The following is a 25,506-nucleotide window of genomic DNA, read 5'->3' as shown; positions in this document are numbered from 1 at the left end:
GCCGACCCGATACACCGGAGCGACGTGTACGGCGCCGCTCCGGATGTTGGGGCTTGTAACCTATTTGGTTATGAATGTCAAGGTTTCACAGGCGGATTGGGATAGGCGATCACCAGCGACAGCGGTTTTTCTCCCCGTTGCCAGATGCCGACCACGGCGCCGTCATAAAGGTAGGCGGTCATTCCCGGCATCAGCTTCGCGCGCCTGCCGTCGGACACCACTTCGCCCTCGCCCGAGAGCACGTAGTAGACTTCGTCATGGGCGATGGGGTGTTCACCGATCGCCGCGCCCTTGTGAAGCACGCGGCGGCGGAATTCCATCGTGCGCGGGGCAGGTGCGGCATCGGAAATGCGATAGGCGGTGCTCATGCCGATGGCGCCGTGTGGAGGGGCCTCATCACGAACCGTATCGCGCTCGTCGATCACCGCCATCGTTGGTGCGGGCGCCGCGACCGCGGCTTGTCCGTTGGCGGCAAGCATAAGAATAAGAACGATAAAACCGGATTTTCCCTTGCCACTTTTCATGCCGAATCTCCCTTTGCCAGAGGTTCTTGACACCGCGACCTCACTGCTGCACATATTGATGACACCGGTTACCAAGGATCGCAAGGATGATCCTCGGAATGGGTGGGGCGATTTTTGGAGGTCGCCTGCGAAGCTCCGCAAGGGGCGGGAGTAGAGGTGCCGGAACCACGCGCGCGACAGTCGCGCTTTCTTCTGACACCGGTATCATTTTTGACCCGACGGGGTCGTGAGGGGATGTTGTCATGCGCCAGCATGTTACCGGAATTTCGCTTTTGAAGGCTGCCCTGTTCGCGGGCAGCGCACTCGTGTCGTCGGCTGCGATGGCGCAGGATGCCGCGCCCGCAGAGCAGCAAGCGACGGATGCCGCCGCGCCCGCGGACGAGACTGCCAGCGCGAACGACATCATCGTCACCGGCTTTCGCCAGTCGTTGCAGGCCGCGCTCAACGTGAAGCGCGAATCGATCTCGGCGGTCGACGCTGTCGTGGCCGAGGACATGGCGAAGTTCCCCGACCAGAACCTTGCCGAATCGCTCCAGCGCATCCCCGGCATCTCGATCCAGAAGGACGGCGGCGAAGGCCGCGCGATCACCGTGCGCGGCCTCAGCGCGCAGTTCACCCGCGTTCGCGTCAACGGGCTGGAGACGATCGCGACCAGTTCGGACGGCGCCTCCGCCAACCGCGACCGCTCGTTCGACTTCAACGTTTTCGCCTCGGAGCTGTTCAGCAGCCTCGTCGTCCACAAGACCGCCGAAGCCAGCCTCGACGAAGGTTCGCTGGGCGCGGTGGTCGATCTCAACACCGGCAATCCGCTGGCGGGCAAGGCGGGCTTCACCGGCGTGCTCAACGTGCAGGGTTCGTACAACGACCTGTCGAAGAACGTCGGCCCGCGCATGGCCGGGCTGCTGTCGTGGCGCAACGATGCGGGCACCTTCGGCGTCAACCTCTCGGCCGCCTATTCGCACACCGACACGATCGAGAACGGCAACAACTCGGTGCGCTGGGCGCAGGCCTATTTCAATTCGGTCGACGGAACGCCCTGCTACTACTCGGACGTCGGGCCGACCGGCGGCGTGCCGGTAAGCTCGGGCGGCGGCTATCGCCCCTCGGCGGCGTGCGACGCCGCCAGCCTCGCGTTCCACCCGCGTATCCCGCGCTACGGCGTGGTCGAGCATGATCGCAAGCGCCTCGGCCTGACCGGCTCGATCCAGTTCGAACCCACCGACAAGACCAAGTTCTCGATCGACGGGCTCTATTCCTCGTTCAAGGAAACCCGCGCCGAGCAGTGGCTCGAAGTGCTCGCCCGTTCGAACGAGCGCCGCTTCGACGTCGTCGATCCCGTGTACGACGACAACGGCAACATGGTCAGCGCGACCCTGAACAACGCTTACGTCCGCACCGAAAGCTACCTGCGCAAGTCGGAGACCGAGTTCTGGCAGGTCGGCGCGACCTGGGACCAGGACGTCAGCGACAGTTTCCGCTTCACCGTGCTGGGCGGCATGTCGCAGTCGAACGCCGACATCCCGGTCGAAACCACGATCGCCTACGACAACAAGAACGCCAACGGCTTCAGCTACGACTATTCGGACATGAAGTCGCCGGTGCTCAGCTATGGCATGGACGTCACGGACCCGGCGAACTTCCAGCTCGCCGAAATCCGCGATCGCCCGTCCTACGTGAAGAACAAGTTCAAGACCGCGCAGCTGCGTACCGAGTGGGACCTGACCGACGGCTTCACCGTCAAGGCCGGTGCGGTGTGGCGGCGCTACAACTTCCAGACCCAGCTGTTCATGCGCGATACCGCCGCATGCGGGGCCAACGGCACGCAGGACCTGATCCTCGGCACCGTGACCTGTTCGTCCAGCGTCTACGGCCTGCCGGTGACCTCGGGCATCTCGCAGCTAGTGAGCCTGGGCGATGCCGGACAGCCCGGCGGCACCACTAGCCAGTGGATCGTCGCCGATATCGCGAACGCCGCAGACTACACCAATCTCTATGGCCGCACCGCCAAGGAGGACTTCGGCAACAATCGCCGGGTGCAGGAGACGACCTCGGGCGGATACCTGCAGTTCGACGTCAAGGGCGACCTCTTCGGCCTGGAGTATGCCGGCAATGCGGGCATCCGCTATGCCCATACCGACCAGAAATCGACCGGCTACTCCGCAGGCGTCGCCGCGACCGTGCAGCGCACCTATGACGACTGGCTGCCTTCGATGAACCTTGCGTTCTACCCGCGTCACGACGTGATCCTGCGCGGTGCGATCGCCAAGGTCATCACGCGCCCCGCGCTGAGCAACCTCAATCCAGGCGGCTCGGTCGATGGGTTCAACTACCGTGTGAACTTCGGCAACCCGTTCCTCGATCCCTATCGCGCGACCAATTTCGATGCGTCGATCGAATGGTATTTCGCCCCGCAGGCACTGCTTTCGGTGGCTGGCTTCATCAAGAAGATCCAGAGCTTCCCGGTCGCCGGGCAGTACACCGCCACCCTGCCGCAGCTTGGCCTCGGCCGCGATGTGCTGGGCACCAGCACGCCTGCCTACATCAACTACGACCCCAATCAGGAATACGTGGTGTCGGCGCAGGTCAACGGCGAGGGCGCGACGCTCAAGGGCGTGGAAGTGGCGCTGCAGCTGCCCTTCACCTTCCTGCCGGGCATCCTGAGCCACACCGGCTTCCAGGGCAACGCCACTTTCATCCAGAGCAAGGCCGACTACACGATTACCGGTCCGGCGGTTTCAGCCTGTACCCGCGTGACGGCCGCCTGCTCCCTGGTCGGTGTTCCGGACACCTACACCAATACCCTGCTCGGCGTGTCGAAGCGCGCCTGGAACGCGACCGTCTATTATGACGACGGCAAGTTCAGCATCCGCGGCTCGGTCAGCTATCGCGGTCCGTTCGTGGACGGCACCAGCGCGACCAACAACATCTTCGAAGGGTACGGTTCGTACACCAGCGTCGATGCGGCGATCCGCTACAAGGCGACCGAATGGCTGGAACTGTCGATCGACGGCAACAACCTGACGGACGAGTACCGCTATCGTTTCAACGACATCTACGCGAACCGCAATTACGAGAACAATCACTTCGGGCGCACGATCCTGTTCGGCGCGCGCGCGAAGATCTGATCTCCTCCCCTGACGCGGGGTTCACGGGTTCCGGCCCGTGGGCCCCGCTCCTTTTTGTTTTCCAAGGGAGACCGGTGTGGATTTCGATCGCAGAACCCTGATCGCAGGTTCGCTTGCCGCTGCTGGCTTCGCCTCATCGGCCCGTGCCCAGACACCGCCTCCCGCTGCCTCCAAGGCGCTGCCGCCAGGTCTGCCGCAGCCGACCGAAACCATCGACCTGTGGCCCAGGGGAGCCCCCGCGCGCCTCAGGGCGCCGCTGACCGAGACGGTGGACGAACGCTCCACCGACGCCCTCGTCACCGACCGCGCGGTCCATGGCGTCACCCGCCCGCGCATGGTGGTGTTTCGCCCGGACCGGCCCAACGGCGCGGCGGTGATGATCACGCCGGGCGGCGGCTACGCTCGCATCGTGGTCGACAAGGAAGGCTACGAGATCGCGCGCTGGCTGACCGCGCGCGGCTTCACCGCTTTCGTCCTGTTCTACCGCCTGCCGGGCGAGGGCTGGTCGAGCGGCCCCGACACCCCGCTCGCCGACGCGCAGCGCGCCATGCGCCTGATCCGCCACCGCGCGAAGGACTTCGCGATCGACCCCGAGCGGGTCGCGGCGATGGGCTTTTCCGCCGGGGGACACCTCTGCGCCGACCTTGGCGCGCGGTTTGCCGCGAAAGTCTACGATCCCGTGGACGAAGCGGACAAGCTCTCCGCCAAGCCGTTCTGCGCCGCGCCGATCTATCCGGTGGTGAGCATGGACCCGGCCATCGCCCATGCCGGATCGCGGGGCCTGCTGCTCGGCCCCTCGCCGACGCCGGAGCTTGAGGCCGCGCATTCGCCCGACCGCGTGGTCCCCGCCGATGCGCCGCCGCATTTCCTCGTCCATGCCGAGGACGACGACGTCGTGCCGGTGGAGAACACCGTGCGCCTGCGCGCGGCGCTTAAAGCCCGCAAGGTGCCGGTCGAGGCGCATTTCTTCGCGCAGGGCGGCCACGGCTTCGGCCTGCGCCGCGCCATCGGCAAGCCGGTCGAGATATGGCCCGAGATGTGGCGGGCCTGGGCGCGGACGGTCGGGTTCGGGTGACGATGCACGTTGCCCTTGGGGCTTCGACAGGCTCAGCCTGAGCGGTGGTGAGAGGTTTACTCTATTTCCGCTCAGCCTGAGCTTGTCGAAGGGTCAGACGCTACGCCTGGACCACCATCGTCAAAGCCCGCGCCTCACCCGGCTCCAGCGCCGTCATGCCGCCGTCCGGGTGCGCGAAAGCATTCGGCATCGCCGTCGTCGGCTCGATGCACAGGAAGTCCTCACCGGGCGGGGCATAGAGGTGCAGGAAGCCGGCCTCGGGCGAAGTCACGCTGACGGTTCCGAGCCGCGCCTCGCCCTGCCAGCCGAACCAGCAGTTGTCGGTCAGCGCCACGGGATCGGGCACCGCTCCGGTCGCGAAGTCGCCGAAGGCATCGGCGGGCGCGGTCTCGCTCGGGATGAAGCGCGCGTCGCTGAGCCACGCACCATCGGCGGCGAAGGTCACCCGCGCACCGGGATCGCGCACGAAGTAAGGATGCTGGCCGAGCGCGCAGGGCATGGTGCGGTCGGACTGGTTGACCACCTCCAGCGTAACGCGCAGCGCGCCGTCTTCCAGCACGAAAGTCTGGGTGGCGGACCAGTCCCACGGCCAGTGCCCATCCGCCGAATGTATGCACGCGAGGACTGCGCGGTCGGCCTCTTCCGCGCGCACCATCCATGGCATGATCCAGCCGAGGCCATGGATCGGGTGCTCGAAGCCCGCGACATTGCGGGGCAGGGCATAATCCTCTCCCGCAAATGTGAAGCGTCCGTCCGCGATGCGGTTGGCGTAAGGCACCAGCGGGAAGCAGGCGGCGTCCAGCGGGCTGACGGCATCCGCCGGGGTGGGGCGCAGGATGTCCCTGCCGCCGACCGCGAACGAACCGATCGACCCGCCCAGATGCGGCAGCAGCGTCGCTTCGCTGCCGCCCGAATGCAGCTGGATCAAGCCGCCATCTCCTCAAGCGTGCGGCCGCGCGTCTCGGTGACCATCGCGCGCACGAAGAAGAACGAGAGGAAGGCGCTCAGCGCATAGAATCCATATGTCAGCGGCAGGCCGAGCCCGGCGGCCATCGCCGGGAAGCTGACCGAGATGCCGAAGTTGGCGATCCACTGCGCGAAGCCCGAGACCGCCAGTGCCGAGCCGCGAATCTGGTTGGGGAACATCTCTCCCAGCATCACCCACATGACCGGCCCCCAGCTGACGTTGAAGAACACGACATAGGCGTTGGCCGCGATCAAGGCCACAGTACCGGTCTGGTCCGACAGGGTCAGGTGGCCGCCTGCGAAGCTGCCGCTGGCGAAGCACACCGCCATCGTCCCCAGCGTCACCGCCATGCCCGCCGAGCCGACCAGCAGCAGCGGCTTGCGCCCCAGTTTGTCGACCAAGAGCACGGCCACGAGGCAGGCCAGGATCGAGAGCGTGCCCGAGAGGATGTTGATGAGCAGCGCGTCGCTCTCGGAAAAGCCGACCGACTGCCACAGGACCGCGCCGTAGTAGAACACGATGTTGATGCCGACGAGCTGCTGGAACACGGCAAGCCCGATGCCTGCCCATACCAGCTTGCGCAGGCGGCCGGTTGCGGGATCCCTGAGGTCGGCGAAGCTCGGCCGGTGGTGGTCGGCGGCGATGGAGAGGAGGCTCGCGCGGATGTCGGCGATCATCTTCGCGGCCGTTTCCGCGCCGAAGATGCGGGTGAGGACGGCCTGGGCCTCGGCCTCGCGCCCGCAGGCGACGAGATAGCGCGGGCTTTCCGGGATCATGAACAGCGCGAAGAGGTAGATCACGGCCGGGATCACCTGCATCCAGAACATCCAGCGCCATGCCGGCAAGTCCAGCCACAGTGGGTCGGTGCTGGAGCCCGCATGCTTCGCCAGTGCCCAGTTGGCGACGAAGGCGCCGGTCAGGCCGGTGATGATCATGATCTGCTGCAGGCTGGAAAGCCGTCCGCGGATCGAGGCGGGAGTGACCTCGCTGATGTAGACCGGCGCCAGCACGCTCGCCGCGCCGACGCCGACGCCGCCGATGAAGCGGGCGATGATGAACAGCAGCGAGGAGGTCGCCGCGCCCGCGCCAAGCGCGCTGACGACGAACAGGGCGGCGCCGATCATCATGACGCTGCGGCGGCCCCAGACATCGGCGAGGCGGCCCGCCACGAAGGCGCCCACCGCGCAGCCCAGCAGGATCGCGCCGACGTTCAGCCCGGTGCCCAGCGCGGAGAGGTCGAAGGCACTCTCCAGCCCGTCCTGCGTGCCGTTGATGACGCCGCTGTCGTAGCCGAACATGAAGCCGCCGATCGTCGCCACCGCCACGATCATGGCGACGAAGGCCATGTTGACCTTGCCCCCGTACTCCACGCCAGCGGGCGCGCTGCCCATGTCTATCGCCGCCATTCGCTCACATCCTCTTTTTATAAATCAGGTCTGCCTGGTCATGTCGTCAGAACCAAGCCTTCCATTCGCCCCAATCCCTGCCGGTCATTGCGAGCATGACGCCGCAATGACGAGGGGCGGGTGATCGGCACAAGCTAGCTCGCGGGGTATCCCGCCGGGAGGCCCGGCACGTCCACCGCGAAGGTGAAAAGATCCCCGGCATGGGGTTGTGCCGCCAGATCGGCTGCTGACAACCCTTTGCGCGCGCTTGTCGCATAGACGGTGCGAAGGTCCGCGCCGCCGAATGCGATCTTGGTGACGTTGGCGACCGGGAACTCCACCCGGCCGAGAAATTCGCCATCGGGCGTGAAGCGGGCGACGCCCCAGCCGCCGAACAGGCCGACCCAGACCGTGCCCGCACTGTCCACCACCGGGCCGTCGGGATAGCCCATGCCGTCCGGGATGCGCGCGAAGAGCCGCGTCTCGCCGGGGTGTCCGTCCGCGCCGACGCGGGCGGACAGGATCACCCGTTCCAGCGTGTCGACGAAGTAGACGGCGGCACCGTCCGGCGAGAAGGCCGGGCCGTTGGTGATGACCATCGGCTGCGGGGAAAGCGCGGTGCAGGCGCCGCCGTGGAGGCGGTAATAGCCGCCGCTCGGCGCTTCCTCGGCATTGTCCATGGTGCCCAGCCACACCGAGCCGTCCGGATGGACGGCGGCGTCGTTGAGGCGGTTGCCGGGCAGGTCGGGCTCGACCGCATGGAGCAGCGCGAAGGCATCCTCCTCGAGACGGTGCACGCCCGCCTTCGCACCGACCAGCAGCGCGCCATCGGCCAGCGGGATCACCCAGCCGGGCTCCTCCGGCGCATCGATGGTGTCCAGCACGCCGCCTGGCGGGTCGAAACGGTGAAGCTTGTGGCCTTTGATGTCGACGAACCACAGACATTCGCGCGCGGCGTCCCACACCGGGCCTTCGCCCAGCGTCGCGCCGACCCTGCAGGCGACTCGAGGAGTCATGGGCGGCGTCATCTCAGCGCCAGCCGGCATCGACGAAATACTCGTGCCCCGTGCACATCCGCGCATCGTCGGAGGCGAGGAACAGCGCCAGCGCCGCGACGTCGGCGGGCTGGACGCGGGACTTGAGGCACTGCGCGTCAAGGATCTCGCGCTCGCCTTCGGGGGTGTACCACTTCTCCTGCCGCGGTGTCTGGACGTTGCCGGGCACGATCGCGCAGACGCGAATGTTGCGCTCGCCCAGTTCGCGGGCCATCGCGCGGGTCATGCCCTCGATCGCGGCCTTGGCGGTCTGGTAGAGCGAGAGCTGGTCGAGCGCGAGGTGCCAGCTGATCGACCCGAAGTTCAGGATCACGCCGCCGCCCGCCGCTTCCATGAAGGGTACGGCGGCCTGCGCGGCGAAGAACAGGTGGCGCAGGTTCACCGCCATGCGCTCGTCCCAGTATTCCGGCGTGACGTCGGCGATGGCGTGGCGGTCGTCGTTGGCGGCGTTGTTGACGAGGACGTCGAGCCCGCCCAGCGCCGCGTGCGCCGCCGCGATCTCGGACTTCACGAAGTCGAGGTCCTTGAGGTCACCCGCCACGAAGCGCGGCGTGAAGTCCACCGTGCCGTCAAGGCTTGCCACCAGCGCTTCGGAAGGTTCGGCGGCGATGTCGACGAAGGATACTTTCGCCCCCTGGCGCGCAAAAGCCTCGACCAGCGCGGCGCCTATGCCCGAGCCGCCGCCCGAGACGAACACCCCCTTGCCCGCGAGCGAGGGAAAGCGCGCGACCTGCGCGGTGGGGGAGGGCGTCGTGGTGGTCAACATGGCAGTCCTTCGAAATGCAGGTATTCGTAAGCGGGAGAGATGCGCCCCGGCCGCAAACCCCGTTCGTCATTGCGAGCGAAGCGAAGCCATCCCGGGCGGTTTGCACTGCCTCGCAATGACGGGGAGAGAGGTTCAGGCAAGCGCGTCGGCCTTTGCGCCGATCAGTCCGCGCGCGGCGAGGTTGCGGTAGAGCGCGGAAATTCCGGTCTCCCAGGCAGGGGCATCGCGCGAGGTGGCGACGGTGTTGACCAGCGTGCCGAGGCGGTCGCTGGAGATCGTCACCACGTCGCCGACCTTGTGCGTGAAGCCGCGTCCCGGCGCATCGCGGTCCTGCGTCGGTGCAAACAGCGTGCCGAGGAACAGCACGACGCCGTCCGGGTACTGGTGCTCGGAAAAGCACTGGCGCAGCAGCTCCAGCGGCGGGCGGCTGATTTCCGACATGCGGCTCTCGCCTTCGAGGAGGAAACCTTCCGGCCCCTCGATGCGCAGCAGAACCTGCGCGTTCTCTACATCGGCGACGGTGTAGCCCGTGTCGAACAGGCGCACGAACGGGCCGATCGAGCAGCTGGCGTTGTTGTCCTTCGCCTTGCCGAGCAGCAGCGCCGAGCGGCCCTCGAAATCGCGCAAGTTGACGTCGTTGCCCAGCGTCGCGCCCACGGCCCTGCCGCGCGCGTCGGAGAGCAGGACGATCTCCGGTTCCGGGTTGTTCCAGTCCGAATCCGAGCGCACGCCGATCGTGGCACCCGATCCCACGGTGGAGAGCACCGGCGACTTGGTGAAGACTTCCGCGTCCGGCCCGATCGCGACTTCGAGATACTGCGACCACATGCCGTCCTCGATCAGCGCCGCCTTGAGCGCTGCCGCCTCCGGGCTGCCGGGCACGACCGAGCGGATCGAGCCGCCGATGCGCTCCTCCAGCCCGCCGCGCACCGCCTGCGCCTTGTCGGCATCGCCGCGCGCGCGTTCCTCGATCACGCGCTCCAGCGCGGAAACGGCGAACGTCACGCCCGCTGCCTTCACGCACTGCAGGTCGATCGGGCTGAGCAGGGTGGCGCTCGCCAGCACGTCCTCGGCGGCGCCAAGGGCCTTGCCCTGCGCGGGATCGAAGGCGCCCGCATCGACGAGGTCGGCGACGGTCGGCGCGGCGCCGCTCATATCGTAGACCGCGCCGCCGCTCAGCAGCACCGGCGTCGGCCCTTCACCAAGGTCGAGGCGGCCGAGGAACAGGCCGTCCTTCCAGTCGGCGGGGAGCATATCGAGCGAGGTCATGCCGTTTGTCCTTTACGTCGGGGTAGCTATCTTTAAGTCGTGCGTGTCCGAGGGGGCTTCGACAGGCTCAGCCTGAGCGGATTTGAGAGCGATCCCCCATTCCCGCTCAGGCTGAGCCTGTCGAAGCCCCCGCGTCCGCTCACAGTGCGCGGAACTTGAAATTGCTGAAGCGTGCCTCGCCCTGTCCGGCCGAGTAGAGCCCCGGTCGCAGCATCAGGAAGCCGCCGCGCACATTGTGGTGATAGCCGGAGACTTCCATGCCCCGGTCGAAGCGCTTCCACGTCTTCCCGCCGTCGCCGCTGGTGTGGAAGGCGACGATGTGGCGGTCATTGCGCACCCGCATCAGCATCTTGCGGCCGTGGTAGTTGGCCGGGCGCCCGCGCTCGATGCCGTACTGGTGCGTTACGAACTTGGCCGCGTCGAAGCCCAGTCCGCAGTAGAGTTGCTGGTCGTAGAACAGCAGCAGGCCAGCGGTGACGCCGGGGTCGATGTCGATCTCGCAACTGAATTCGTAAGCCTGGTCGCCCGCGATCAGCAGCAGCGGCGAGGAATCGACCGGGGCCTTGCCGGTGGCGGTCAGGTGCAGCGTGTTGTTTGCCACCCGCGCGCGGTCGCGCTCGGTCGGCGAGGGCTTGAAGAAGTTCCAGCGCCGCCCGATCTCCAGCGTCGAGAAATCGTCCGACAACGGCATCCCGTGCGGACCGGCCTTGCGGCCGCCTTTGGGCGCGCGGATCGGCTTCGACAGATCGCCGCCTTCCATGCGGAACCAACCGTCGGCGGTCCAGCTGACGGGGTCGAGCAGGGTCTGGCGGCCGAGCGTCCAGAAATCCTTCTCGAAGCCGTGGTAGACCGACCACCAGTCCCCGGCAGGCCCCTCGAACAAAGTGGCGTGTCCGCGCGACCACCAGGCTTCGGACAAGTCGGTGGTGCGCACGATCGGGTTGTGCGGGCAGTTCTCCCAGGGGCCGTGGATCGACTTCGAGCGCGCGGCGATCACCATGTGTCCGGTGGGCGGACCGGCGGTGCCGCCCACGGCGGTCACGAGGTAGAAGTATTCGCCGCGCCGCACGATCTTGGGGCCTTCGGGGGAGAATCCCTCGACGTCCCAGTCCTCCGGGTAATGCCAGGGGTCGTAGACGTGCTCTACCGCGCCGACGGTCGAGAGGCCGTCCTCGGCCAGCCGGATGCGGTCGCCGCCCGAAAGGAACAGCCAGCGCGACCCGTCCTCGCCGACCGCGTGGCCGGGGTCGATATGGTCGGGCAGGCCGAGGCTGACGGGTTCGCTCCACGGGCCTTCGGCCTTGTCGGCCCAGACTACGTACTGTGCGTTGGGCGTGGCCTTGACGGTGAAGTAGATGAAGAAGCGGCCGCCGTGCTTGCTGATGTCCGGCGCCCAGACCGAGCCTAGGTTCTTCGTCAGCGCGGCGGTGAGGGGCCGCCAGTTGATGAGGTCCGCCGAATGCCACACGACCAGACCCGGATAGGAATCGAAGGTCGAGAAGGTCATGTAATAGTCCTTCCCGTCGCGCACGATCGTCGGGTCGGGATGGTCGCCCGCCATTAGCGGGTTGAGATAGGTGCCGTTGCCCTGGTCCGGGATGCGCTGGTCGTCGAAGCCGCGCCGGTACTTCGAGGCACTGTTCGAGGCGGGCTTCGCAGGCGCGGATGCGGCGGCCGTGGCTGCGCTGGCGCTGCCCGCCATCGCCGTCAGCGATGCCGCGCCGCCGGCTGCGCCCAGCGCTGCGGTCAGGGCCTCTCGGCGGTCGAACTTCATGCCTCTCTCCGGTTCTGGTCTGATTTATGCTAGCGCTATCATTTGTAGGGCAAGTGTCAACGAAAATCGCAGGAACGCTTGATCGTGTCGGCGCAGGCCATACAAGCCTGCAGATGCACGAAATCCCTGCAAGAGCCCGCGACGGCGACCCCACCATCGAAGACGTGGCCGCTGCCGCCGGGGTGTCGATCCGCACGGTCTCGCGCGTGCTGAACAAGTCGCCCAAGGTGAATGCCGAGACCCGCCAGCGGATCGAGGCCGCGATCGCCGCGCTCAACTTCCGGCCGAGCGCGCGGGCAAGGGCGCTGGCGATGCGGCGTTCGTTCCTGATCGGGCTGATCCACAACGACCGCAACGCGCTGGTGCTCGATTCCATCCAGCGCGGCGTCGTCGCCCTGACCGCGCCGCGCGGCTACGAGGTGATCGTCCACCCCACCCCGCTGGAGGCCGAGGCGGCGATCCGCGACGTGCTGGGCTTCGTCGAGCGGTCGCGCGTGGACGGACTGGTGATCCTGCCGCCGGTCTCGGGCGTGCCGGGGCTGGCCGAGGCGCTGGCGGAGGCGCAAGTGCCGGTGGCGGCGCTGTCCTCGGTGCCGATCGCGGGCTTTGCCGACGTCATCGTCAGCGAGGAGCGCAGCGCGGGCGCGCAAGTTGCGCGGCACCTGCTCGATCTGGGGCACCGGCGGCTGGGCATCGTCAACGGTCCCGCCGATACGGCCTCAGCCATGGAGCGCCGGGCGGGCTTCATCGAAGAGGCGACGCGCGCCGGAGCCAGCGTGGCCGAAGCGCCGGGCGACTACGACTTCGCCTCGGGCGTGGCGGGGGCGGAGCAGCTTCTGGCCCTTGCGGAGCGGCCGACCGGGATTTTCGCGGCCAATGACATCATGGCGGCAGGCGTGCTGAAAGTCGCCGCAGCGCACGGGATCGCGGTGCCTGCGGGGCTGTCGGTGGTGGGCTTCGACGGCAGCCTGGTGACGCGGATGCTGAGCCCGGCGCTGACCTCGGTGCTGCGGCCCTTCGGAGACATGGCGGCGGCGGCGGCCGAGCGGCTTATCGCGAGGATCGAGGGCGGCGAGGCGCCGGAGCCGTTCGAGGTGGAACTGCGCGTGGTTCCGGCGGAATCGACGGGGCCGGCGCCTAAGTAACCGGCCGTCGCCTCAAAGGCTTCGCCACCCTGAACTTGTTTCAGGGTCCATGGTGCCTCCTGCCCGGAACTTCGGGCAGCAAACCGACGGGGCCGCTGGTGACACGCCCCCTCATGTCAAACCTCCCGATGGACCCTGAAACAAGTTCAGGGTGACGAACTGTAATGCGAGGGCTTACGCCGCCACCGGCTCCAGCCGTCCCCCGTCCAGCGCTGCCAGCCCGGCTTCCACCGCGCCGACGAAGCGCGCGTCGGTGGCCAGATCGCCGAACACCTCGCGCATGGCCAGAACGCTGCGCCAGTCACCCGCACGCTCCAGCAGCGGGGCGGCGAGGGGATCGGTGATCGTGCGCCCGTCCCGCGCCGCGCCTGCAAGGAAGCGCAGCCATGCCGCGATCGGCAGCGCCAGCCGCTCGACCGGGCGCCCGGCCGCCAGCGCCTCGCGCGTGGTGTCGAGCAGGCGATAGGGCAGCTTCTGCGACCCGTCCCAGGCGATCTGCGACAGCAGGTGCCGGATCTCGGGATTGCGGAAGCGCGCCAGCACGTCGGAGATGTAGCCGCCAAGGTCCAGCCCGGGAGGGGGAGCGATCGACGGTGCGATGTCCTCGCGCATCAGGCGTTCGGCGAAAGCGGCGAGTTCACTGTCGGCCATCGCCTCGCCGACCGTCTCCAGCCCGCGACCAAGGCCGATATAGGCGAGCGACGAATGCGCGCCGTTGAGCAGGCGCAGCTTGGCCTTCTCGAACGGGCGCACTTCGCTGGCGAACGTCACGCCTGCGAGATCGAGCGCCGGTCGCTCTCCGGCGAAGCGATCCTCGATCACCCACTGGGTGAACCGTTCGCGCTGGATCGGCCAGGCGTCTTCCAGCCCGGTGGCGGCCGCGATGCGGGCGCGCAGGGCATCGTCGGTGGCGGGGGTGATCGAGTCCACCATCGCATTCGGGAACGCGACATGGTCGGCGATCCAGCGGGCGGTGTCGGGATCGATCGCCTCGGCCAGCGCGATCGTCGCGGCCTCCAGCTTGCGGCCGTTGTCGGTGAGGTTGTCGCAGCATAGGACCGTCACGCCGGGCAGCCCGGCAAGACGGCGCGCCTGAAGCCCGCGCACCAGCCAGCCGGTGAACGAGCCCGGCGTCCAGTCTCCGGACCGCGAGGCATCGAGGTCCGCCTTGATGGCCGGATTCGCGAAATCCAGCGCTCCGTCCGCGCCGAGGCAGTAGCCCTTTTCGGTCACGGTGGAACTGACGATGCGGGTGTCCGCATGAGTCAGCGCGCCGAGGATCGCGGCCGGATCATCCTTGGTGAGAACGCCGCCGATGGCGCCGATCACGCGATACGCGACCTCGGTGTCCAGCAGGGCCAGCGTATAGAGCCCGTCCTGCGGGTTCAGCGCATCGGCCACGCCGCGCGAATTGAGGCTCACGCCGGTCAGTCCCCAGCGCGGGTCCTGCGCCAGCAGCGTGTCGAAGGCGGCCGCCTGATGCGCGCGGTGGAACGCGCCCGGCCCGAAGTGGACGACGCCCCGCTTCACCGCCGAACGGTCGTACTGCGGCCGGACTACGTCTGCGGGGAGGGCGGAAAGGGTGCTGTTCGAAAGACGGGTCATGCCGGTTCCACCTCGCGCGCGGGCGCTTCGAGGCCGTAGGCCTTGCGCACCAGCCCGACGGTCAGTTCGTGGGCGAGTTCGGCAGCCTCCCAGTCCTCCATGCGGTGCTCGGCGACGAGGCGGGCGAGGAAGCCGCAGTCGATCCGCCGCGCGACGTCGTGCCGCGCCGGGATCGACAGGAAGGCGCGGGTGTCGTCGTTGAAGCCCACGGTGTTGTAGAAGCCCGCCGTCTCGGTGGTCATCTCGCGGAAGCGGCGCATGCCTTCCGGGCTGTCGTGGAACCACCATGCCGGGCCAAGCTTGAGGCACGGATAGTGCCCCGCCAGCGGCGCGAGTTCGCGGGCGTAAGTCGTCTCGTCCAGCGTGAAGAGGATGACCTTGAGGTCCGGCTCGTTGCCGAACAGGTCGAGCATCGGGCGCAGCGCCTCGACGTACTCGGTGGCGCGCGGAATGTCGGCGCCCTTGTCGCGGCCGTGGCTGGCGAAGAGGCGGGCGTTGTGGTTGCGGGTGGAGCCGGGATGGATCTGCATGGTCATGCCGTCCTCCACGCTCATGCGCGCCATTTCGGTGAGCATCTGGGCGCGGAACAGCTCGGCCTCGTCGGCGTCGGCTTTCCCGCCCATGACCTTGGCGAACAGCGCCTCGCATTCCAGCGTCGAGAGGTTGGCGGTGCGGGCAGTGACGAAGCCGTGGTCGGTCGCCGTCGCGCCCATCGCGCGGAAGTCGGCACGGCGCTTGCGGTGCGCGGCAAGGTACCCGGTCCAGCTCTCGACGTTCTCGCCGGACAGGTCGGCGAAGCGCACGATGTCGCGCGCGAAGCTGTCATGCTCGGGGTCGATTACCGAGTCGGGGCGATAGGTGGTGACGACCTTGCCCTGCCAGCCCGATGCCTGAATCGCCTTGTGGTGCTTCAGATCGTCGCCCGCGCCCTCGGTGGTGGCGAGCAGTTCGATGTTGAACCGCTCGAACAGCGCACGCGGGCGGAAGGCGGGGGAGGCGAGGGCCTCGCCGATAGTGTCGTAGTAGAAGTCGGCGGTGCTCTCATCCAGCGCCACGTCGATGCCGAAGACTTCGCCGAAGACGTGGGGCAGCCACATGCTCGACGGGGTGCCACGGAACAGCTTCCAGTTCGCGGCGAACAGGCGCCAGGCCTCGCGCGGGTCGGTGGCGGGCATCACGCCGCCTTTACGGGGCACCGCCAGCGCGTCGAGATCGATGCCTTGCGAATAGAGCATGCGGAACAGGTAGTGGTCGGGCGCGAGGAGCAGCTCGGTCGCGTTGGTCCAGGCCGCGTCGGTGGCGAACCATTCCGGGTCGGTGTGGCCGTGCGGGCTGACGATCGGCAGGCCGGCGATTTCGGCATAGAGTTCGCGGGCGATGGCGCGCGTCGTCGGGTCGGCCGGCAGCAGGCGGTCGGGGTGCAGCGAGAGCTTGGGCATCCTTGGGACTCCTCGGGGAGAGTGCGTTTGCGGCTCGATTACCGAGTTGTGCCAGCGCTGGCAATGCTGTATCGGCGGGCCATGGTCGAAACGCTTTCCAAACCCGTCACCGTGATGCGGATTTCCGCCGAGGATCACGTCGCCGTCGCGCTGGAGCCGCTTGAGGCAGGCGCCGAGGTCGTGGTGGACGGGCAGGCGATCCACTTGCGCGATGCGATTCCGGCGGGCCACAAGTTCGCCGTCATGCCGATCGCCGAGGGCGCGCCGGTGCGCCGCTATCGTGCGCCGATCGGCCTCGCCACCCGCGACATCGCGGTGGGCGAGCATGTCCATGTCCACAACGTCCGCACTGCGCTTTCGGGCGAGAATGCCTACGCCTTTTCCGGTGTTCGGGCGGAGGAACACGTAGCGCAGTCCTCGCGCAGCTTCCGGGGCTATGTGCGGCCGGACGGCAGCGTTGGCACGCGCAACGAATTGTGGATCCTGCCCACGGTCGGCTGCGTCGGCCGCCTCGGCGAGCGGCTGGCGGCGAAGGGTAATCTGCGGGCGCCCGCGAACGTCGATGGCGTCCATGCCTTCAACCACCCGTTCGGCTGCTCGCAGCTGGGGGCGGACCTTGACGGAACGGCGGCGGTGATCGCCTCGCTGGCGCTCAACCCCAATGCGGGCGGTGTGCTGCTGCTGGGCCTCGGCTGCGAATCGAACCAGCTGGAAGAACTGCTCAAGCGCATTCCGGAGGACCGCCGCGACCGTCTGCGGGTATTGCGCGCCCAGTCGGAGAGCGACGAGTTCGCCGCCGGAGAGGCGCTGATCGACGAACTGCTGGGGTTGATGGCCGGGGATCGGCGCGAGGACGTGCCGCTCTCGAAGCTGCGGCTGGGCGTGAAGTGCGGCGGCTCGGACGCGATGAGCGGGCTCACCGCCAATCCGCTGATCGGGCTCATGGCCGATGCCGTCACCGATGCGGGCGGCGCGGCGATCCTCACCGAAATCCCTGAGATTTTCGGCGCCGAGAACCTGCTGCTCGAACGCGCCACCAGCGAAGAGGTGTTCGACAAGCTCTCGGGCCTCGTCAATTCCTTCAAGCGCTACTTCATCGAGAACGGCGAGCCGGTTTCCGAGAACCCCAGCCCCGGCAACATCGCGGGCGGCATCACCACGCTGGAGGAGAAGTCGCTGGGCGCGGTGCAGAAGGGCGGTCTTGCCCCGGTCTGCGACGTGATCGGCTATGGCGAGCGGATTTCCACGACTGGCCTTACGGTGCTCGAAGCGCCAGGCAACGATGCCGTCTCCACCACCGCGCTGGCGGCGGCGGGGGCGACGATCACGCTGTTCTCGACCGGACGCGGGACGCCGCTCGGCAGCCCGGTGCCGACGATGAAGATCGCCTCCAATCACGCGCTGGCCGAGCGCAAGCCGGGCTGGATCGATTTCGATGCCGGGCTGGTGCTGGAAAAGGGTATGACCGGCGCTGCGGACCTGCTGCTCGACCGCATCATCGCGGTTGCGAGCGGGGAGCTGGCACGGAACGAGAGCAATGACGAGCGGGCTATCGGGATATGGAAGCGCGGGGTTACGCTGTAAGCGCTCGCTCGCCCCATCTTGATCGCGTCATTGCTTCGCTTCGCTCGCAATGACGAAACGAGTGAATCTGGGGCCTGGACCTACTCCACCACCAGAAAATATTCCGCCGTGCGATTGCCCCCGTTCCGCACTTCGATGACGTAGCGCTGGGTGAACAGCGGTATCCAGCGGCAGGCGCGGCGCGCGTCGGCGGTGGTGCAGACCGGGCGGCGCTCGGCGTCCAGCACTTGCAGGGTTACCGGCGTATCGCCCGGCGTCGAGAGCGCGATGCTCGCCTTCCTGCCGGAGAGGAACACCTGCTCGAAGCTGTCGCTGGTTCCCGGCTGCGCCTTGCCGGTCCGGTAGCCGGGGCCGAGCGGGCTGCCGCGCAGCGGGGCCTGTTCGTTCGGGACCAGTGCGCGCCATGCGGGCACCGGGTCCTCTCCCTGCCATCCGTCGAGCGGCCGCGCGCCCGCGCGCTCGATCACGCCGAGCGCGCGGGCCAGCCCCTCGTTGTCGGCCCGGCCCTGCGCGCTCTGGGCGGAGGACAGCGCCAGCGCGACCCGTTCGTTGACGTCGGGCGCATCGTCCTGAGCGAGCGCAGGCGCCGCCGCCAGCACGGCAGCAGTGAAAATCGCGGGAATGCGCAGCAATGGGCTCATCGTCTGAACTCCGGAGCAACGGTGAAGCAGGCGCCTCTTTCGCCGGGCGCGAGCGAAATCTCAAGATGGTGCCGCGCGGCGATTGCACGGCACAGCGCGAGGCCAAGGCCTGCGCCCTCGGTGCCGAGCGAGCTGCCGCCGCGGGCGAACTTCTCGAAAATCCGGTCGCGCTGGTCCTCGGGAATGCCCGGTCCGTCGTCGCTGACGATCAGCACCGGCCCCCGTCTCAGCGTCAGGCGAACCGTACCACCGGGCGGCACGAACTTGAAGGCGTTGTCGAGGAGGTTGGTGATCAGCCGCGTGAGTGACATTTCCTCGCCCTGGATGGCGACTTCGGGCTCTATGTCGAGGATCAGGCGATGCCCTGATTCCTCTGCGCTGTCGGCGTAGAGTTCGCCCAGCCGCGCCGCCAGGCCGCTGAGGTCCACCGGGGCGAGGCCGTGCCGGTCGCCGCGCCGGGCTTCGCTGGCGGCAATGTCCAGCAGCGATTCGAGCATGCGGATAATGCCCCGGATCTCGGTCCGGGCATCGGCGATGCGCGCGGCGGTCTCGGCATCGGGCGTGGCAGCCAGCGCCTTCACCAGCCGGTTGTCGAGATGCATCAGCGGCGTGCGCATCTCGTGCGCGACATGGTCGGTCGTCTCGCGGTGGGCGGCGGCGAGGCGCTTGAGGCGGGCGAGGGCGTTGCCCGAGTGCGCGGCCAGTTCGTCGATCTCGTCGTGCCCGGCCGAGCCGCGCGCCAGTTCCTCCAGCGCGGCGTCGTCGGGCTGGCGGAAGGCGGCGTTGATCCGCTCCAGTCGTCCCGCAAGGCGATGCGCGGCGGTCCACCCGCCGAGCGCCACCGCCAGTGTTGCCAGCACACCGCCGGTCAAGAACACCAGCGCCACCTGCCGCAGCAGCATGGAAAGGTCACGATACTCGTGCGCGACCAGCAACTTGAGGTTCGGGCCGAGCTGGGTGGCACGCGCAAAGGCGCGCTCGCCCCCTTCGATGCGAATGTCGGCGGCCTCGGAGATCCCGGCGTGCAGGCCCGGCCATTCGGTCAGGTCCCCGGCGATGCGCTTGCCCCGCGCGTCGGCGAGGAGGTAATGCGCCGGGTCGCCGTTGCGCGGCTGCAGGGCGAGGCGGTCCTTGATGCGCTTGGCCAGTTCGTCACGGTCGCCGCTGGCGTAGATGTCGACCATGCCCGCAAGATCGACGTCGACCGCGCGTTCCAGCGCCTGCCGGTTTGAGCGCTCGATCGTGGCATTGGTCAGCAGCCACAGCCCGAAGGTGATCACCGCCGCCGTGGCGATCGCCCAGAGGACGATCTGGGCGAAGATCGAATTGCGGATGAAAGCCAGCCGCTTCATGGGGATACGCGGCGCGTGAAAACGCTCACCGCCCGTCCAGCAGCCTGTAGCCGGAGCCCCAGATCGTCTCGAGCGCGGGCTTGTCGAAGCCTTCCTCAAGCTTGCGGCGGAGGCGGCCGATGTTGACGTCGACCACGTTGGTCTGCGGATCGAAGTTCATCTTCCACACGTCGCGCAGCAGCATCTCGCGCGTCAGCACTTCGCCCGCGTTCTCCATGAAGTAGCGGAACAGCTCGAATTCCTTGGGGCTGAGCGCAAGGTGGCGGTTGTCGCGAAAGGCGGTGCGCGCCTTCACGTGGCATTCGAACGCGCCGTAGAGGATCACGGCGGAATGTTCGCGCCCCGAGGAGCGGCGGTGCAGGGCGCGCAGACGGGCGAGCAGTTCCTCGCCCTCGAACGGCTTGGCGAGGTAGTCGTCGGCGCCCGCGTCCAGCCCTTCGGCGCGGTCGGTCGTGCGGCCGAGCGCGGAGAGCAGCAGGACCGGCGTGCCGACCCCGCTTTCGCGCAGCCGCGACAGGATGGTGATGCCGTCGAGGTCGGGCAGCATGCGATCGAGGATGATGACGTCGAAGCGCTCCGCCCCGGCGCGCTTCAGGCCGTCGTTGCCGGTGGCGCACCAGGTCAGCGAGTCGCCCGAAAGGCTTGCCAGTTCCTCGACTTGCGAGGCGGCGCGGGAATCGTCCTCGATGTAGAGGATGGACAGGCCGCTCATGCTGTCCCTGTTCTCGGGGAAGTGCCGACGACGGCCGACCGATCGTTTCCGCGAGGAAGGCCCTCCCGGCTCCCCACGCGATACGATCCATCGGCCGCCGCCGGGCTGGACGGAGCCGGATGCCGCCTAAGGGGACTGGGACGACGGCATGCCCGGTTCCGAAACGGGTCGGGACCATGCGAAACGACACAAGTGCCGCGATGGGAAAGCGAGGTGCGAATGGCATTGTCCCCCGGCCGCGATGCGCGGGCTTTCGATCCGCGCATCGCCGCTCAGTTCATGTCGGCGCAGTGGATATACGACAGCGTCCCGCCGGTCGCCTGACAATACCTGTTAAGCAAGGCAGGCGTCCGGGAAGCCGTCCTGTCAATTCGCCTTGGGCGCTGCCGCCGAGGCATCCACCGGAAGGCCGCCCAGCTCGGTGACCAGCTTGGTATAGGCGTCGAGATAGGCGAGCACGATGATCTGGCCGATCTGCGTGTTCTGGTAGCCGCCGCCACCGGCCGCTCCGAATGTGCCGCCGAAGAAGCCGCCGCCGCCCGCGCCGAAGCTGACGTCCGACTTGCGGGCATAGCCCTCGGTCAGCGCCTCTTCCACGGTGGTGCGCGAATTGACGATCGAGAGGGTGACGTTCGCCTCGCCCTTCTTGACGTTCAGACCGCCCGCGATGGCACCCACGCCGCGCCCGAACAGGCCGCCGACGCCGCCCAGCACGCCGCCGAGGCCGCCGCCGCCCGAATTGTTGTTGGTCGAGACGATGTCCGGCTGCAGGAAGTAGTCCGCCGCCTTGATCTGGCCCTTGCCGATGTTGGAGCCCTTCTGCAGTTCACCCTGCTCGGCGAGGGCGCGCTCCATGGCGCTGTTCTGCAGCGAGCGGCCGCGATTGACCATGGTGAAGCAGCCGGACTTCTGCACGAAGACGCGCAGGATCGCCTCGGGACTGCCCAGGCTCAGTTCGCGCCACCACTGGGTGTCGGGCTCGATGATGGCGACGGTGCCCAGGTTCTTGCGGCACATGGGGATCGACTGCTGGCCCTTTTCCTGAAGCTTGCGCCCGGAGGACTGGTCGGCGAGGGCGGGGGTGGCCGCAAGGGTGGTGAGCGCGGCCAGCGTGCAAACGAACGTCTTCATCAGTAGTGCTCCCTATTCAGTCGCGCGAAAGCGCGATGCGCCCAATCCCCTAGGCGACGAACTCCTTATGCGTTCACTCTTGCACGAACAAATGACGATGTCTGTGAGAATCTTTCGCAAATACAACGTCAGGAGGGATTTACCGCCATGTTGTCGATGAGCCGCGCCGGGCCGATCCGGGCCGCCACGATAAGCCGCATCGGCCGGTCCGAACGCGCCGTCAGGAGCATCAGGTCATCCGCGTCGCGCAGTTCGGCGTAGTCCACCGAGCGGAAGCCACCCGCGACGATTTCGGCCTGCAGCCTGGCGAGGGTTTCGGGCACGTCCGCGCCCGCCTCGATCGCGGCGATGGCGCTGCGCATCGCGGTCGGCAGCGCGACGGCCGCCGCGCGTTCATCGGCCGAGAGATAGGCGTTGCGCGAGGACATCGCGAGCCCGTCCGCCTCGCGCACGGTCGGCACGCCCAGGATGGCGTCGGCCGCCGGGCGGGTGAGGTCGAGATCGCGCGCCATGCGGCGGATGACGGCCAGTTGCTGCCAGTCCTTCTCGCCGAACAGGGCCAGGTCGGGCATGACCTGGTTGAACAGCTTGCACACCACGGTGGCGACGCCGTCGAAGTGGCCGGGCCGCGAGGCGCCGCACAGGCCCTCGCTGACCCCGGCGACCGCAATGCTGGAGGCGAACCCGGCCGGGTACATCGCCTCGACCGTGGGAGCCCAAAGCAGGTCCACGCCTTCGGCTTCCAGCAGCGCCGAGTCGCGGGCAAGCTGGCGCGGATAGGCGTCGAGATCCTCGTTCGCGCCGAACTGGAGCGGGTTGACGAAGATCGACACGACGACGGCCGCGCCCCGGCTTTTCGCCTCGCGCACCAGCGTCAGATGGCCGTCATGCAGGGCGCCCATCGTGGGTACGAACGCGACCTGACCGGTCTTGCGAAGCTTGGCAACCGCATTGCGCAGTGGATCAAGGGCGTGGACGGTTTGCATTGGGCTTGGCTGCTCCGGTATGATGGGTGCGACCGAAAGGTGCGGTTCGGGCTTTAGCCCTGGCGCGCCTGCGGGGGCAATGATTTCAACGTCGGGCCGGGCGACCGGTCTCGCGCGAACAGGATAACGGTCACGTGACAGCGCATCGCATCGTCTTCGCCAACGAGAAGGGCGGCACCGGCAAGTCCACCACCGCCGTCCATGTCGCCATCGCGCTTGCCTATCAGGGCGCGAATGTCGCCTGCATCGATCTCGACCACCGCCAGCGCACGCTCTACCGCTACCTCGAGAACCGCATCGAGACCGAGCGCAGCCGCGAGATCGCGCTGCCCGGCGCGCGTTTCGCGGTCTACGACGGTGACGACGTCGGCGAACTCGACGACCTCGCCGAGCAGATCGCCGACGGCTACGACTTCCTCGTGTTCGACACGCCCGGCCGCGACGATCCGTTTGCCCGCCACGTCGCCACCACGGCCGACACGCTGGTGACGCCGCTCAACGACAGCTTCGTCGATTTCGACCTTCTCGGGCAGGTGGAAAGCGAGACCTTCAAGGTCAAGCGCCTCTCGTTCTACGCCGAAGTCATGTGGGAGGCGCGCAAGAAGCGCGGCCTCAAGACCATCAACGAAGGCCGCCGCGAACTGGACTGGGTGGTGGTGCGCAACCGCGTCCAGCACGTCGAGGCGCGCAACATGCGGCGTATCGACGGGGCGCTGCAGGAACTGTCGAAGCGCGCGGGCTTCCGCGTTGCGGCGGGCCTGTCCGAGCGCGTGATCTTTCGCGAGCTGTTCCCCTCGGGCCTGACCCTGCTCGACAAGGGGCACCTCGGCGATCTCGGCACCAGCCACCTCGTCGCGCGGCAGGAGCTGCGCGGGCTGGTGGCGGGGCTCAACCTGCCGGTGCCGGTACGGCGGGAGTCCGAAACGGCCTTCGCCGCCGCAGGCTGACGGGAAAGCCCATGATCAAGCTGCTCTGGCTGGTCGCGCTCGGCTGCATCGTGTGCCGGATGCTGATCGGCCGCTGGCCCTGGGAGAAGAAGCGCAAGGTCGCCGGGCCGTCCTTCGAGACGGCGCAGGCGCGGGCGCTGCTGGGCGTGGACGCGGGCGCCGACCGGCGCGACATCGTCGAGGCGCACCGCCGCCGCATCGCGCAGGTCCACCCCGACAAGGGCGGCAGCTCCGAGCAGGTGCACGAGGCGAATGCCGCGCGCGACCTGCTGCTGGCGCTGCTGCCGGCGGATTAACCTTCCCGCGCGACCTGGAACCCGGCGAAGGACTGGTTCACCGGCATCAGTTCCAGCGTGTTGATGTTGACGTGCGGGGGCAGGGTGGCGACCCACAGGACGGTTTCGGCGATGTCCTCGCCGGTCATCGGGTTCACGCCTGCATAGAACGTGTCGGACGCGGCCTGATCGCCGCCGTTGCGCACCACGGTGAATTCCGTCTCGACCATGCCGGGCTCGATCGAGGTCACGCGCACGCCGGTGCCGCTCAGGTCCGAGCGCAGGCCGAGCGAGAACTGGCGCACGAAGGCCTTGGTGCCGCCGTAGACGTTGCCGCCGGTGTAGGGGTACGTCGCCGCCACCGAGGACAGGTTCACGATCGCGCCCTTGCGCGCGATCAGGCCCGGCAGGAGCTTGTGCGTCAGCGAGACGAGGCTGACGACGTTGGTGTCGATCATCGTCTTCCAGTCGGCGAGGTTGGATGCCTGTGCAGGCGTTGCGCCGAGCGCCAGCCCTGCGTTATTCACGAGGCAGTCGATCTGCGCGAACGCGCCGGGAAGCGCCGCCAGGGCGGCGTCGCGGGCGGCTTCGTCACGCACGTCGAACACGGCGCCGTGGAACAGGTCCGCGCCCAGTTCGTCGGTCAGCGCCTGCAGCCGTTCGGCGCGGCGGCCGGTGCCGATCACGCGCCATCCGGCCTTCACGAAAGCGCGCGCGCAGGCTTCGCCGATACCGGAGGTCGCGCCGGTTACGAGGACGGTCTTCATTGGGGGTATGCTCCTTAATCGGCCGAGAGGACGGTGACGTCCATGCGGAAGCTGCGCGCCTCGCCGGGCGGCAGCGTGATGACGCCCGGCTTCTCGCGGAAATCGCCGGTAAAGCCAAGGGGATCGGCATGCCCCTGCCATGGTTCGATACACAGGTAAGCCGCGCCGGGCTTCTGCCAGATGCCCAGCATCGGCGTGTCCGGGAAGGCGATGGCAAGCTGCGTGCCCCCCGGAGCGCCATATGTCAGCGCGCGGCTGGAGAGGCGGTCCCAGATCACCGCGTCATCCTCGAACAGCGCGGCGTCCAGGGGCAGGATATGGCCCTCCACCGGCGTGGCGACGGGCTCGGGCAGGAGGAGGCCGGTGGGGCCGTCGAGGCGGCGGATCGGCTGGGGTTCGGGCTGCTCGAAAGCGACGACGTGGTCGGCCTTGGTGGCACCGCCGGGCAGGGGCCAGGCGAAGCCGGGGTGAAAGCCAAGGCTGAAGGGCAGCGATGCCTCGCCGGCGTTGACCACCCGCGCCTCGGTGAACAGCGCCGTGCCTTCCAGCCGGAACGCCATCTCCAGCACGAAGGCGAACGGATAGACGCTGCGCGTTTCCGGGCTGTCGGTCAGGCGGAACAGCGCATGATCGGTGCTCGCTTCCACGACCTCGAACACCGACTTGCGGGCGAAGCCGTGGCGGGGCAGGGCGTATTCCTCGCCGTCCAGTCGGTAGGTGTCGCCGTTCAAGGCCCCGACGATCGGGAACAGCAGCGGTGCATGGCCGGTCCAGAACGCCGGGTCGGCGTCGGTCATGTACTCACGGCCGAGGCTGTCGGTCAGCGACCACAGTTCCGCGCCCAGCGGGTTGATCCGGGCGGTGAGATCGCCGGAGGAGATGGTCACGAAGTCCACGTCGGTCCCCTATCGTCATCCCGGCGAAGGCCGGGATCGCTGTCCGTGAACCGGCAGGGCGGATCACGGACAGCGCTCACCTAAAG

22 protein-coding genes are annotated in these 25,506 nt (G+C 68.0%); 6 read left to right on the top strand and 16 right to left on the bottom strand.

Annotated elements, in window-relative coordinates; translation table 11 throughout:
• Positions 1 to 77 precede the first annotated feature (77 nt).
• Positions 78 to 479: a cupin domain-containing protein gene (locus ACODRZ_RS15905; protein ID WP_488971803.1), complete on the bottom strand. Its 402-nt coding sequence runs from the start codon at positions 477 to 479 to the stop codon at positions 78 to 80.
• A 287-nt stretch (positions 480 to 766) separates the two neighbouring features.
• Here ACODRZ_RS15905 and ACODRZ_RS15900 point away from each other — a divergent pair, with 287 nt between their 5' ends.
• Entirely contained in the window at positions 767 to 3,649 is a 2,883-nt protein-coding gene (locus ACODRZ_RS15900) for a TonB-dependent receptor (protein ID WP_488971716.1), read from the top strand.
• 76 nt (positions 3,650 to 3,725) lie between these two features.
• The gene (locus tag ACODRZ_RS15895; protein ID WP_488971717.1) at positions 3,726 to 4,724 is read left to right on the top strand and encodes an alpha/beta hydrolase; all 999 of its coding nucleotides are present in this window, start codon (positions 3,726 to 3,728) and stop codon (positions 4,722 to 4,724) included.
• A 100-nt stretch (positions 4,725 to 4,824) separates the two neighbouring features.
• On the opposite strand, the gene ACODRZ_RS15890 is transcribed toward ACODRZ_RS15895, so the two are convergent.
• From ACODRZ_RS15890 to ACODRZ_RS15865, 6 genes are all read right to left on the bottom strand, one after another.
• Positions 4,825 to 5,652 (bottom strand): aldose 1-epimerase, encoded by an 828-nt coding sequence (locus ACODRZ_RS15890; RefSeq protein WP_488971718.1) that lies wholly within the window; start codon positions 5,650 to 5,652, stop codon positions 4,825 to 4,827.
• On the bottom strand, positions 5,649 to 7,097 hold the full coding sequence (locus ACODRZ_RS15885) for a sugar porter family MFS transporter (protein ID WP_488971719.1): 1,449 nt from the start codon (positions 7,095 to 7,097) through the stop codon (positions 5,649 to 5,651). The genes ACODRZ_RS15890 and ACODRZ_RS15885 overlap by 4 nt, the downstream gene beginning before the upstream one ends.
• Before the next feature lie 134 nt (positions 7,098 to 7,231).
• Positions 7,232 to 8,122, bottom strand: coding sequence for an SMP-30/gluconolactonase/LRE family protein (locus ACODRZ_RS15880; protein ID WP_488971720.1), 891 nt, complete (start codon positions 8,120 to 8,122; stop codon positions 7,232 to 7,234).
• Positions 8,106 to 8,897 (bottom strand): D-xylose 1-dehydrogenase, encoded by a 792-nt coding sequence (xylB, locus tag ACODRZ_RS15875; RefSeq protein WP_488971721.1) that lies wholly within the window; start codon positions 8,895 to 8,897, stop codon positions 8,106 to 8,108. The genes ACODRZ_RS15880 and xylB overlap by 17 nt, the downstream gene beginning before the upstream one ends.
• A gap of 132 nt (positions 8,898 to 9,029) precedes the next feature.
• Complete coding sequence (locus tag ACODRZ_RS15870) at positions 9,030 to 10,166, bottom strand: fumarylacetoacetate hydrolase family protein (protein ID WP_488971722.1); 1,137 nt, start codon at positions 10,164 to 10,166, stop codon at positions 9,030 to 9,032.
• Between the two features lie 139 nt (positions 10,167 to 10,305).
• Complete coding sequence (locus ACODRZ_RS15865) at positions 10,306 to 11,940, bottom strand: family 43 glycosylhydrolase (RefSeq protein WP_488971723.1); 1,635 nt, start codon at positions 11,938 to 11,940, stop codon at positions 10,306 to 10,308.
• Positions 11,941 to 12,053: 113 nt separating this feature from the next.
• On the opposite strand from ACODRZ_RS15865, the gene ACODRZ_RS15860 reads away from it, so the two are divergent.
• Entirely contained in the window at positions 12,054 to 13,085 is a 1,032-nt protein-coding gene (locus ACODRZ_RS15860) for a LacI family DNA-binding transcriptional regulator (protein WP_488971724.1), read from the top strand.
• A gap of 174 nt (positions 13,086 to 13,259) precedes the next feature.
• Here the strand turns inward: ACODRZ_RS15860 and ACODRZ_RS15855 are convergent, their stop codons facing one another.
• Positions 13,260 to 14,690: a mannitol dehydrogenase family protein gene (locus tag ACODRZ_RS15855; protein ID WP_488971725.1), complete on the bottom strand. Its 1,431-nt coding sequence runs from the start codon at positions 14,688 to 14,690 to the stop codon at positions 13,260 to 13,262.
• On the bottom strand, positions 14,687 to 16,129 hold the full coding sequence (gene uxaC / locus ACODRZ_RS15850) for a glucuronate isomerase (RefSeq protein WP_488971726.1): 1,443 nt from the start codon (positions 16,127 to 16,129) through the stop codon (positions 14,687 to 14,689). The genes ACODRZ_RS15855 and uxaC overlap by 4 nt, the downstream gene beginning before the upstream one ends.
• An 81-nt stretch (positions 16,130 to 16,210) precedes the next feature.
• Here uxaC and ACODRZ_RS15845 point away from each other — a divergent pair, with 81 nt between their 5' ends.
• Positions 16,211 to 17,713 (top strand): UxaA family hydrolase, encoded by a 1,503-nt coding sequence (locus tag ACODRZ_RS15845; protein ID WP_488971804.1) that lies wholly within the window; start codon positions 16,211 to 16,213, stop codon positions 17,711 to 17,713.
• 80 nt (positions 17,714 to 17,793) lie between these two features.
• On the opposite strand, the gene ACODRZ_RS15840 is transcribed toward ACODRZ_RS15845, so the two are convergent.
• The 5 genes from ACODRZ_RS15840 to panC form a co-directional block, all read right to left on the bottom strand.
• A complete protein-coding gene (locus tag ACODRZ_RS15840) occupies positions 17,794 to 18,354 on the bottom strand; it encodes a hypothetical protein (RefSeq protein ID WP_488971727.1) in 561 nt (186 codons plus the stop codon).
• On the bottom strand, positions 18,351 to 19,706 hold the full coding sequence (locus ACODRZ_RS15835; protein ID WP_488971728.1) for a sensor histidine kinase: 1,356 nt from the start codon (positions 19,704 to 19,706) through the stop codon (positions 18,351 to 18,353). Before ACODRZ_RS15835 ends, ACODRZ_RS15840 begins: the two co-directional genes overlap by 4 nt.
• Before the next feature lie 25 nt (positions 19,707 to 19,731).
• Entirely contained in the window at positions 19,732 to 20,418 is a 687-nt protein-coding gene (locus ACODRZ_RS15830) for a response regulator transcription factor (RefSeq protein WP_008829602.1), read from the bottom strand.
• 366 nt (positions 20,419 to 20,784) lie between these two features.
• On the bottom strand, positions 20,785 to 21,549 hold the full coding sequence (locus tag ACODRZ_RS15825) for a CsgG/HfaB family protein (RefSeq protein WP_488971729.1): 765 nt from the start codon (positions 21,547 to 21,549) through the stop codon (positions 20,785 to 20,787).
• 128 nt (positions 21,550 to 21,677) lie between these two features.
• Positions 21,678 to 22,535, bottom strand: coding sequence for a pantoate--beta-alanine ligase (gene panC, locus ACODRZ_RS15820; protein WP_488971730.1), 858 nt, complete (start codon positions 22,533 to 22,535; stop codon positions 21,678 to 21,680).
• Between the two features lie 134 nt (positions 22,536 to 22,669).
• Between panC and ACODRZ_RS15815 the strand changes: the two genes are divergently transcribed.
• The gene (locus ACODRZ_RS15815) at positions 22,670 to 23,482 is read left to right on the top strand and encodes a division plane positioning ATPase MipZ (RefSeq protein WP_488971731.1); all 813 of its coding nucleotides are present in this window, start codon (positions 22,670 to 22,672) and stop codon (positions 23,480 to 23,482) included.
• Between the two features lie 11 nt (positions 23,483 to 23,493).
• Entirely contained in the window at positions 23,494 to 23,778 is a 285-nt protein-coding gene (locus ACODRZ_RS15810) for a J domain-containing protein (RefSeq protein WP_488971732.1), read from the top strand.
• Here ACODRZ_RS15810 and ACODRZ_RS15805 read toward each other — a convergent pair.
• Both ACODRZ_RS15805 and ACODRZ_RS15800 read right to left on the bottom strand, forming a co-directional pair.
• Complete coding sequence (locus ACODRZ_RS15805) at positions 23,775 to 24,524, bottom strand: SDR family NAD(P)-dependent oxidoreductase (protein WP_488971733.1); 750 nt, start codon at positions 24,522 to 24,524, stop codon at positions 23,775 to 23,777. The genes ACODRZ_RS15810 and ACODRZ_RS15805 overlap by 4 nt on opposite strands.
• A 14-nt stretch (positions 24,525 to 24,538) precedes the next feature.
• Entirely contained in the window at positions 24,539 to 25,420 is an 882-nt protein-coding gene (locus ACODRZ_RS15800) for an aldose 1-epimerase family protein (protein ID WP_488971734.1), read from the bottom strand.
• Positions 25,421 to 25,506: the final 86 nt, after the last annotated feature.

The organism is Novosphingobium sp. FG90, from assembly GCF_057808725.1.
Note: the sequence above shows the minus strand (reverse complement) of the source record. Positions and strands in the feature narration are given on the sequence as shown.